The organism is Streptomyces himastatinicus ATCC 53653, from assembly GCF_000158915.1.
GTDB lineage: Bacteria > Actinomycetota > Actinomycetes > Streptomycetales > Streptomycetaceae > Streptomyces > Streptomyces himastatinicus.
On sequence record NZ_GG657754.1, the window covers coordinates 6480075 to 6490561 of the forward strand.

At 71.4% G+C, this 10487-nt stretch carries 9 protein-coding genes; 7 read left to right on the plus strand and 2 right to left on the minus strand.

All coding sequences use genetic code 11. The features are described 5' to 3' along the window. Nucleotides 1-39 precede the first annotated feature (39 nt). Entirely contained in the window at nucleotides 40-2331 is a 2292-nt protein-coding gene (locus SSOG_RS27595; protein ID WP_009717548.1) for a transglycosylase domain-containing protein, read from the minus strand. Between the two features lie 279 nt (nucleotides 2332-2610). Here SSOG_RS27595 and SSOG_RS27600 point away from each other — a divergent pair, with 279 nt between their 5' ends. From SSOG_RS27600 to SSOG_RS27615, 4 genes are read left to right on the plus strand one after another with little or no spacing between them, the layout of a single operon-like run. Further along, nucleotides 2611-3411: an ABC transporter permease gene (locus SSOG_RS27600; RefSeq protein ID WP_009717549.1), complete on the plus strand. Its 801-nt coding sequence runs from the start codon at nucleotides 2611-2613 to the stop codon at nucleotides 3409-3411. A gap of 58 nt (nucleotides 3412-3469) precedes the next feature. Continuing rightward, nucleotides 3470-4234, plus strand: a complete 765-nt coding sequence (locus SSOG_RS27605; protein ID WP_078510638.1) for an ABC transporter permease — start codon at nucleotides 3470-3472, stop codon at nucleotides 4232-4234. A 12-nt stretch (nucleotides 4235-4246) separates the two neighbouring features. Beyond that, nucleotides 4247-5329: an ABC transporter ATP-binding protein gene (locus tag SSOG_RS27610; RefSeq protein WP_009717551.1), complete on the plus strand. Its 1083-nt coding sequence runs from the start codon at nucleotides 4247-4249 to the stop codon at nucleotides 5327-5329. Nucleotides 5330-5338: 9 nt separating this feature from the next. Beyond that, nucleotides 5339-6163, plus strand: coding sequence for a DUF1707 SHOCT-like domain-containing protein (locus tag SSOG_RS27615; RefSeq protein ID WP_009717552.1), 825 nt, complete (start codon nucleotides 5339-5341; stop codon nucleotides 6161-6163). 15 nt (nucleotides 6164-6178) lie between these two features. On the opposite strand, the gene SSOG_RS27620 is transcribed toward SSOG_RS27615, so the two are convergent. Further along, nucleotides 6179-7501 (minus strand): SGNH/GDSL hydrolase family protein, encoded by a 1323-nt coding sequence (locus SSOG_RS27620; RefSeq protein ID WP_009717553.1) that lies wholly within the window; start codon nucleotides 7499-7501, stop codon nucleotides 6179-6181. Between the two features lie 258 nt (nucleotides 7502-7759). On the opposite strand from SSOG_RS27620, the gene SSOG_RS27625 reads away from it, so the two are divergent. The 3 genes from SSOG_RS27625 to SSOG_RS27635 all read left to right on the plus strand — a co-directional run bounded on the left by SSOG_RS27625 (nucleotide 7760) and on the right by SSOG_RS27635 (nucleotide 10394). Next, on the plus strand, nucleotides 7760-9106 hold the full coding sequence (locus SSOG_RS27625; protein WP_039938851.1) for a DUF445 domain-containing protein: 1347 nt from the start codon (nucleotides 7760-7762) through the stop codon (nucleotides 9104-9106). 141 nt (nucleotides 9107-9247) lie between these two features. Continuing rightward, entirely contained in the window at nucleotides 9248-10024 is a 777-nt protein-coding gene (locus tag SSOG_RS27630) for a class E sortase (RefSeq protein ID WP_245606393.1), read from the plus strand. A 49-nt stretch (nucleotides 10025-10073) separates the two neighbouring features. After that, entirely contained in the window at nucleotides 10074-10394 is a 321-nt protein-coding gene (locus SSOG_RS27635; RefSeq protein WP_009717556.1) for a DUF6412 domain-containing protein, read from the plus strand. Nucleotides 10395-10487: the final 93 nt, after the last annotated feature.

The following is a 10487-nucleotide window of genomic DNA, read 5'->3' on the forward strand; positions in this document are numbered from 1 at the left end:
GGTGACGATTTCGTCACCACCCTCTTCGTGCGCCGGGGCTCAGCCGCCCTCCGGGCCTCCGATGTCCCCGCCCGGGTCACCCGGCCCGCCCGGGCCGCCGTCGGTCGGCGGGCCGGTCGGGAAGTCCGTGGGCGGGGTCTCCGGGGGCTCGATGGTGGGCTCGGTCGGCGGGGTGTACGTCGGGAACGTGGGCGGCTGGGTCGGGGCCGTGGGCTCCGTGGTGGGCGGTGTGGTGGGGATCTGCGGGGCGGAGGTCGGGGCCTGGGTGGGGGCCGACGGCAGCTCGGGGGTGTCGATGCCGTCCTCCAGCTTCAGATCGAAGTCGGCCGGGGGCTTGCCGTCCAGCGCCCCGGAGACATAGTCCGCCCAGATCTCGGCGGGGTAGCCGCCGCCGTTGATCCGGTCCAGCCCGGTGGCCCCGTACAGCGGCTTCTGGACGCCGGTGTTCGAGTCCTGGCCCATGACGGCCACGACGGTCGCCAGGTCCGGGGTGTAGCCCGCGAACCAGGCCGCCTTGTCCTCCTCGGCGGTGCCGGTCTTGCCGGCGGCCGGGCGCTCGGCGCCCTGCGCGGCGGTGCCGGTGCCGCCGTCGACCACGCTCTGGAGTATCGAGGTGGTGGTGTCCGCGGCGGTCCGGGGGATGGCCTGCTTTTCCTCCCGGTCGGGCAGCGTGACCTGCGCCCCGTCCTTGGTGACCTCCGCGACCAGGCTGTACTGCCCGTGCCGGCCGTGGTTGGCGAGGGTCGCGTAGGCCTCGGTCATGTCGAGGACGCTGGCGGTGGCCGGGCCGAGCGCGATGGAGGGGGAGGCGTGCAGGTCGGGGGTGGTCTTGGGGACGCCGAGGTCGACGGCGGTCTGCTTGACCTTGGCGGGGCCGACGTCCTCGGCCATCTGCGCGTACACCGAGTTCACCGAGTTGTCGGTGGCGGTGGTGACGTCGATGTCGCCGTAGTCGCGGTCGTCCTCGTTGGCGGGCGCGTAGCCGGTGGGACCGTCCGGTCCGATCACCTCGCGCTTGTTGTCGCCGTTGTAGAGGGTGTCCGGGGTGATCGTCTGACCGTCCTGGGTGGTGGCTTCGTTGGCCACCGCTGAGGTGAAGACGAATGGCTTGAAAGTGGATCCCACTTGGTAGTCACGGCGCGTCGCGTTGTTGACGAACTGCTTGGTGTAGTCGATTCCGCCGTAGAGGGCGACGACCTTCCCGGTCTTGGGGTCGATCGAGGCGCCGCCCGCGCGGACGTACCGGTCGACCTTGCGGTCGTCGCTGAGCTTGCTCATCAGCCGGTCGCGGACGGCCTTCGTGAAGGCGTCCTGCTTGCTCTTGTCGATCGTGGTGGTGATCCGGTAGCCGCCCCGGGCCAGGGTCTGCTCGTCGATGATGCCGTTGCTGGTGAGGTAGTCCTCGACCGCTTCGACCAGGTAGCCGCGCTGTCCGGACATGCCGGAGGGGGCCTTGGCCTCGGTGGGGTCCGGGAAGGTCATCTTGGCGCGCTCGGCGCGGCTGAGCCAGTGCTTCTTGACCATGCCGTCGAGGACGTAGTTCCAGCGCGCCTCGGCCCGCGGCTTGTTCTGCGGGTGGGCGATGATGTCGTACGCGCTGGGGGCGTTGAGCAGGGTGGCCAGGTAGGCGCTCTGGGCGGTGTTCAGCTCGTCGATGTTCTTGCCGTAGTACGCCTGGGCGGCGGCCTGGATGCCGTAGGCGTTGCGGCCGAAGTAGCTGGTGTTGAGGTAGCCCTCGAGGATCTTGTCCTTGCTCACCTCGCGATCCAGCTTGATCGCGATGAAGAACTCCTTGCCCTTGCGGGTGACCGTCTGTTCCTGGTCCAGGTAGTAGTTCTTCACATACTGCTGGGTGATCGTGGAGCCGGACTGCTTGCCCTTGCCGGTGGCGGTGTTCCAGGCGGCCCGGACCATGGCCTCGGGGTTGATCGCGGACTCGGTGTAGAAGTCGCGGTCCTCGGCGGCGAGCACCGCGTGCTGGGTCCGCTTGGGCACCTGGCTGAGCTGCACGTTCTCCCGGTTGACCTTGCCCTCGCGGGCGAGCGGGGAGCCGTCGGAGTACAGGAAGACATTGCTCTGGGCGATGGCCGCCTTGTTGGCCGGCGGGATGTCGACGAGCAGATAGCCGGTGACCAGGGCGCCCGCGACGAGCAGGAGGAACAGCAGCGAGCCACCGAGCACCATCCGCCAGGTGGGGAGCAGCCGGCGCCAGCCGGTGCGCCGGGGGCGGCCCTTTCTGCCCGCGGTGCCGCCGTCGCCGGAGCCGTTGCGGCTGCTCGGGTCGCCCACGCCGGCCGTGCCGCCGTCGATCAGTTGGGGCTCGTCGCTCATGTCTCCTGAGACTCCTCGGCCGCCGTCGAGGGTTGCGCCGCGGCGGAATCGTGCACGGTCGGGCGATTCGCGTCGTACGCCCCATAAAACACTGTCGCATCATCCGTTCCGGGCCAGGGACGTGGCACGCACCTGTGACTGGTCTGTGACCGGCCGAATGAGTGATTCCCCTCACACCATCCGGTGAAAAATGCCTGGCTGTGTCATCTGCCCGCGAACTAAGCTCCCAAGCTTTGGTGCCTTTGGGCAGAGCGCGGACGGGGAGGGGGAATCAGGCTGATGCGGCTCTACGCGGCCGTCGCGCTGAGCGGCTTCAAACGCTACGCGACGTACCGGGTGGCCACCGTGGCCGGGGTGTTCACCAACACCGTTTTCGGCTTCATCGTCGCGTACACGTACGCCGCGCTGTGGGACGAACGGCCGCATCTCGGCGGCTACGACCTCTCCCAGGCCCTGACCTTCGTCTGGCTCGGCCAGGCGCTGCTGGCGACGGTGGCGCTGTTCGGCGGCGGCTTCCAGGACGAGCTCCAGGAGCGGATCCGGTCGGGTGACATCGCCGTCGACCTCTACCGCCCGGTCGACCTCCAGCTGTGGTGGCTGGCCTCGGACCTCGGCCGGGCCGCCTTCCAGCTGGTGGGGCGCGGCATCGTGCCGATGGTGTGCGGGGCACTGGCGTTCGAACTCACCCTGCCCGGCTCCCCGTTGACCTGGCTGTGGTTCCTGCTGTCGGTGGTGCTCGCGGTGTGCGTGGGGTTCGCGGTGCGCTATCTGGTCGCGCTCGCCGCCTTCTGGCTGCTGGACGGGACGGGGCTGAGCCTGATGAGCGGGCTGCTGTGCATGTTCTTCTCCGGGATGGTGCTGCCGCTGAACGTGTTCCCGGGGCGGCTCGGCGAGATCGCCGAGGCGCTTCCGTGGGCGGCGATGCTCCAGGTGCCCGCGGACGTCTTCCTGGGGCGCCGCCACGGGTCCGCGGTGCTGGGGGCGCTGGCCTTCCAGGCGGGGTGGGTGGTGGTGCTGTTCGCGGCCGGGCGGGCGCTCCAGTCGGTCGCGACCCGGAAGGTGGTGGTCCAGGGTGGCTGAGCCCCTGCCCCGCGCGCGGGCGTACGACGGGCTGCGCGCCTATGCGCTGATCGTCGCCATGTGGGTGCGCTCCACGATGGCGTACCGCACCTCGTTCCTGATCATGGCGTTCGGGAACTTCGCCGTGAACGTGCTGGACTTCGTCGCGATCGCGCTGATGTTCTCGCACATCGACACGCTCGGCGGCTTCACCCTCGCGGAGGTCGCCTTCCTGTACGGGACGTCCGGCACGGCCTTCGGGCTGGCCGATCTGGCGCTCGGCAGCATGGAGCGGGTCGGGCGGCGCATCCGGGACGGGACGCTGGACACCCTGCTGGTGCGGCCGGTGCCGATCCTGGCCCAGGTCGCCGCCGACCGCTTCGCGCTGCGCAGGCTGGGCCGGATCGTCCAGGGGGCGCTGCTGCTGGGCTGGTCGCTGACCCGGCTGGACATCGACTGGACGCCCGACCGGGTGGTGCTGGTGCCGCTGATGCTGCTGAGCGGGGCGGTGATCTTCGGGGCGGTGTTCGTGCTGGGCGGGGCCTTCCAGTTCTGGGCCAAGGACGCGTCCGAGGTGCAGAACTCGTTCACGTACGGCGGGACGACGATGCTCCAGTACCCGCCGACGGTCTTCGCCGACGAGCTGCTGCGCGGCGTCACGTTCGTGATCCCGCTGGCCTTCGTCAACTGGCTGCCCGCGCTGTACGTCCTGGGCCGCCCGAACCCGCTGGGCCTGCCGGGCTGGATCGGTTTCACCGCGCCGTTGGTCGCGCTCGGCTGCGCGGCGGTCGCGGGGCTGGCCTGGCGGGCGGGGCTGCGCACGTATCAGAGCACGGGGAGCTGAGAGGGGAGCGGTATGGACGGCTTCAGCGATGACGGCTTCAGCGACGACGGCTTCAGCGACGACGGCTTCAGCGACGACGGCTTCAGCGACGACGATTTCATCGAACTCGACGGCATCGAGAAGGTGTTCGAGGTGCGGCGCCGGGCCGGGCTGCTGCGCCGGGAGCGGCGCGAGGTGCGTGCGGTGGACGGCATCAGCTTCCGGGTGCCGCGCGGCGAGATGGTCGGCTACATCGGTCCGAACGGCGCCGGGAAGTCCACCACGATCAAGATGCTGACCGGGATCCTGGTGCCCAGCGGCGGCCGGCTGCGGGTCGCCGGGATCGATCCGTCGCGGGAGCGGACGCGGCTCGCGCGCCGTATCGGGGTGGTCTTCGGACAGCGGACCACCCTGTGGTGGGATCTGCCGCTGCGCGACTCGTACGCGCTGGTGCGGCGGATGTACCGGATCCCGGACGACCGTTACCGGCGGAACCTGGACCGCTGTGTCGAACTGCTGGACCTGGGCGACCTGCTGGACGTGCCGGTCCGTCAGCTCTCGCTCGGCCAGCGGATGCGCGGCGACATCGCCGCCGCCCTGCTGCACGACCCCGAGGTGCTGTACCTGGACGAGCCGACGATCGGTCTTGACGTGGTCAGCAAGGCGAAGGTGCGGGGCTTCCTCCGCGAGGTGAACGCGGAGCACGGCACCACCGTCCTGCTGACCACCCACGATCTGACCGATATCGAACAGCTGTGCAAGCGGGTGATGGTCATCGACCACGGCCGCCTGGTCTACGACGGTGGGCTGGACGGGCTGCACGCGGTGGGCGGGAGTGAACGCACCCTGGTGGTGGACCTGGAGCGGGAGCTGCCGCCGATCGAGGTGCCCGGTGCGCGGACCGTACGGGTCGAGGGGCCGCGGCAGTGGCTGGCGTTCCCGGCCGCCGCCAGCGCGGCACCCCTCGTGGCGGCGGTCGCCGATGGATATCCGCTGGTGGACCTGTCGGTGCGGGAGCCGGAGATCGAGGACGTGATCGCCCGCATGCTGTTCCCCGGGAGCGAGCCGGAAGAGGGCGCGGCGCGTGGGGCGGTCAGGTCGGTCGGTCCGCATTAGTCTGTCCGTATGACAATTGAGGGATCTCCCCAGGGAACGGCCCCCGACCGTCCGGGCGGGTCCCCGGCGCGTGCCTCCGAGATGCGCGCCTCCGACGCCGAGCGCGAGCGCATCGCCGAGGTGCTGCGGGACGCGGTCGCCGAAGGCCGCCTGGACATGGAGGAGTTCGAGGAGCGGCTGGACGCGGCCTACAAGGCCCGCACCCACGCCCAGCTGGAGCCGCTGGTCCGGGATCTCCCGGTGCCCGGCGCCGCGGCCGCTGTCGAACCCGGGCCCGCGGACGCCACCGGCCTCGCCGCCCGCGACGACTGGGCCGGGCGGATCGGCGGCGCCCCGACGTCGAAGATGGCCGTCGCGGTCATGGGCGGCTTCCAGCGCAAGGGCACCTGGACCGCGCCGCGCTCCTTCACCGCGTTCGCCCTCATGGGCGGCGGCGAGATCGATCTGCGGGAGGCCCGCTTCGAGGGCCGCGAGATCGTGATCCGCTGCTTCGCGTTCATGGGCGGGATAGAGGTCATCGTGCCGCCGGACCTGGAGACGCACGTCAGCGGCATCGGCATCATGGGCGGCTTCGACCACCGCGGGTCGGCCGACGGCGACCCCACAGGACCGCGGGTGACCGTCACGGGCCTGGCGATGTTCGGCGGGGTCAGCGTCGAGCGCAAGCTCCGCAAGGAGGAGCAGAAGCGGCTCAAGGCGGAGCGCCGCCGGGAGAAGGAGGCGCGCAGGGAGGAACTGCGCGCCGAGCGCCGGGCGCGCCGTGCGGAGCTGGAGGAGCGGCACGCCGAGCGCCAGGCCGAGCGCCGCGCCCGCAGGCACGACCTCGGCCACTAGCTCTGGGAGCCGGGCTTACAGCTCGGCGGCCGCGCTCCCCCGGAGGTAGTCGAGGGGGAGCGCCCGCGCCATCGCCCGGTAGCCCTCGTCGCTCGGGTGCAGATGGTCGCCCGAGTCGTACGCCGGGCGCAGCCGCAGCGGCTGCGCCGGGTCGCGCAGCGCCTTGTCGAAGTCCACGACCTCGTCGAAGACCTTCCCGGCCCGGATCTCGGCGTTGACCCGCTCGCGGACGGAGTCCAGCAGCGGGGTGTAGCCGCGGTGGCCGTAGAACGGCGACAGGGTGGCCCCTATGACCCGCAGCCCCCGGGCGTGCGCCTGTTCGGTCAGCCGCCGCAGCCCGTCCACGATCTTGTTCGGGTCCGTCTGATGGGGGATGCGCAGGATGTCGTTGACGCCCAGCTCGATGATGACGGCCTTGACGTTCGTACGGTCCAGCACGTCACGTCCGAAACGGGACAGCCCGCTGGGGTTGTTCGGCGGGAACTGGGTGCCGTCGCTCAGCACCCGGTTGCCGCTGATGCCCTGGTTGAGCACGCCGAGACGCGGCGCGCCCGGCTCGGTGCGGAGCCGCTCGGCGAGGAAGTCGGTCCACCGGTGGTTGGCCCCCGCGGTGGAGGTGATGCCGTCGGTGATCGAGTCGCCGAGCACCGCGACCGAGCCCTGTGCCTCCTTGGACCACACGTCCACGGAGCTGAGATAGCGCCAGAACGGGCTCTGTTCGGTGTACGCGGCGCCCGCCGTGTCCTCCGTACGGTCGCCGCGCGCCAGGTACGAGGTCTGGCGGGCGTGCGGATGGTACGTCACCGAGCCGGACGCCTGCGGGGCGTAGGTGGTGATCAGCAGGTCGGCGGCGGTCGGGATGTTCATGCGCACCGGGTCGCTGGTGGCGGCCTGGCCGGGCGGAATGGTCACCCAGGAGCGGTTGTCGAAGGTGAGCCTGCGCATGGTGCCGGCGGCGGCCGTCGGGTTGCTGGGGGCGGCCGCCAGTGCCAGCGAGGCATGCGTGATCGTCAGCGGGCGGGCGCTGTACAGGTTGGAGAGCTGGATGCGGGCGCCGGTGCCGCCGATGCTGGTGTGGACGACGTTCCGTATCGACATGCCGGACAGGCCGCGGAGCGTGTTCGGCTCGGCCGCGGCTGCGGACGTCGACCAGGTGCCGACCCAGGAGCCGGACGAGGCAGGGGCCGCGGAGTTGCGGGTACCCTGCGCGGCCTCGTTCACATTCCGGTCCCGGCCGCCGACCCCGACGAATATCGCGGTCGAGACGAGGACCACCACAGCCGCCAGCGCAGCGAACACGGCATAGGCCGTGCGTCTGGGCATGGGGGGCACGCTCATGGGCGGAGGTCTCCTCGGGCAGCCGGAGCCTTCAGGCTCCGAAAGTGAACGGGAACGGCGAGCGACTCTGCTTCGCCGATGCGGTCCGGTCGGTCCTCCATGATCCCATGTCCGGACAGAGGTCCGCCTGTCGGCCTGCCCCCGGTTGGACGGGGTCGCTCCCCCAGACAGACGACGGGAACTCGCCGTTCGTTCCACTCAGGGACGAGTGAGACAGGAACGAGACAATAGAGGGAACGGCTCGACCGGGTGGAGCGTATGAACCGGACAACGACGGATGAAAAGGGGCCCGAAGGGCCGCCGCCGCCCGGCGCGAGGGCGGCCGCCGGTGGCATCGTCGCGTTCGCGGACACCCCTCTTGACGAGGAGCGGCGGCGCGGTGTGCGCCGGATGAAGGCGATCGCCACGGGCATGCTGCTCGCCGTCGCGCTGGTGTACGCGCTCGCCAAGTGGGCGCAGAACTCCGGCGCCGGGGGCTGGGCCGGGTATGTGGCCGCGGCCGCCGAGGCGGGCATGGTCGGCGCGCTGGCCGACTGGTTCGCGGTCACCGCCCTGTTCCGGCGGCCGATGGGGCTGCCCATCCCGCACACCGCGATCATCCCCACGAAGAAGGACCAGCTCGGGGCGACCCTGGGCGACTTCGTCGGCGAGAACTTTCTGTCCGGCGACGTCGTACGGATGCGGCTGCGCGCCGTCGGCATCGGCAGCCGCCTCGGCACCTGGCTGGCCGAACCCGCGCACGCCGACCGGGTGACCGACGAGTTGGCGACCGCGCTGCGCGGCGCGCTCACCGTGCTGCGCGACTCCGACGTCCAAGCGGTGGTCGGCGAGGCGATCACGCGGCGCGCGGACGCCCAGGAGATCGCGCCGGGGCTCGGCAAGCTGCTGGAGCGGATCGTCGCGGACGGCGGCCACCGCCGGGCCGTGGACCTGGTGTGCGTACGCGCCCATGACTGGCTGGTCGAGCACAACGAGTCGGTGATGGACGCGGTGACCGGCGGCGCGCCCGGCTGGACGCCGCGGTTCGTGGACCGCAGGGTCGGCGAGCGGGTCTACCGCGAACTGCTGCGGTTCGTCCGTGAGATGCGCGACATGCCGGACCATCCGGCGCGCGGCGCCGTGGACCGCTTCCTGTCCGATTTCGCCGGGGACCTCCAGTCGGACAGCGATACCCGGAACCGGGTGGAGCGGCTCAAGGGCGAGGTGCTGGGCCGCGGCGAGGTGCAGGACCTGATCGCCTCCGCCTGGGCCTCGGTGCGCGCGATGATCGTCGCGGCGGCCGAGGACGAGCGCAGCGAGCTGCGGCTGCGGGCCCGGGCGGCGATCCTGTCGCTGGGCACGCGGATGGTGACGGACGCTCGGATGCGCGGCAAGATCGACGGCTGGCTGGAGGACGCGGCCGTCTATGTGGTGACGACCTATCGGAACGAGATCACCTCGCTGATCACCGAGACGGTCGCGGGCTGGGACGCCGAGCACACCTCCCGGAAGATCGAGGCCCACATCGGCCGCGACCTCCAGTTCATCCGGATCAACGGCACGGTGGTGGGCGCCCTGGCGGGGCTCGTCATCTACACCGTCTCGCGGGGGCTGGGCGGCGGGTAGCGGACCCTTAACGCCGCACCTGCCGGGGTCGCGTCTCTGGCGGGTGCGTGCCGCAGGGCCTATGGTGCCCCTCCCGGTGGCCCGGGTGGGGAGGTCGGTGTGCGAGTCGGTGTGCGACGGCGGCGCCCAGGGAAAAGACAGGTGCTGGCCCGGGTGCTGTGGACGGGCGGCGAGGTCGCCGTCACGATCGGGCTCGTCGTGCTCCTGCTGGTCGTCCATCAGCTGTGGTGGACCAACCGGGAGGCGCGGGCGGGCGCGCAGCGCCAAGTGGAGTCGCTGGAGCGGCAGTGGGGCGCCGACGATCCCACGGTGCCCTCGTCCGGCACCGGCCAGGACGGTGAGGAGTCCGGGGACGGCACGGAGCCCGGGGGCGCCTCCGGCAGGGGCGGTGCGCACCGCGAGAACGACGGGGAGGTGACCATCACCGTGCACGACGGGACCCCGCGCCGCGACCAGACGTACGCGGTGCTCCGTATCCCGCGCATCGGGCTGACGGCCCCCGTCGCCGAGGGCATCAGCAAGTCCAAGGTGCTCAACCGGGGATACGTGGGCCACTACCCGGGAACCGCCCAGCCGGGCCAACTGGGCAACGTCGGGCTCGCGGGCCACCGCAATACGCACGGCGAACCGTTCCGCCACCTCGACGAGGTGCGCCCCGGGGACACGGTGAGCATCGAGACCTACCACGCCCGCTACACGTATGTCGTCGAGCGCACCCTGCCGCGCACCTCGCCCTCCGACGGCACGGTGATCGCGAAGGTGCCGTACAGCTCGGCCCATCCGCGCTACCGCTTCACCGAGCCCGACTCCTACCTCACGCTGACCACCTGCACCCCCGAATACACGTCCCGCTACCGGCTGGTGGTGTGGGCCAGGCTGACGACCGCCGCGCCGCGCGTTGTCGGAGGTGCCTCGTAGACTGATGGCGGTCGAGTGAGAAGCGACGGGTAAAAGGGGGGGAAGCCGCATGACGCATCGCATCGAGCTGCTGCGCATGCACCTGGGCGTGCTCCTCTTCCTGCTGACCGGCACCCTGCTCACCCAGACCGGGCTGATCAGCGCCGTCGCCCTCGCCGCCACCACCGCTGCCACAGCCGCCGTCGCGGCCGCGCTGCTGACCTGCGCTGTCCTCGCCGCCCGGGCCCGGGTGCCCGCGCCCGCGGGGCGCATACGCACCGCGATACGGGACCGGGAGCGCCGCACCGCGTTCCTGCCGCAGCGGGACCCCGATGCCGCGGGCCGACCCAGGCCCCGGGCGCCGGGCCGTCGTCTCCCGACGGCCGCGTAGAGGCGCACGCACCCGCAGCATCCCGCATCACCCCCTGCCGCGGCGCCCACGCAAGCTCGTCACGCCGATCTGTTTTTCTTCGTGACGAGACCC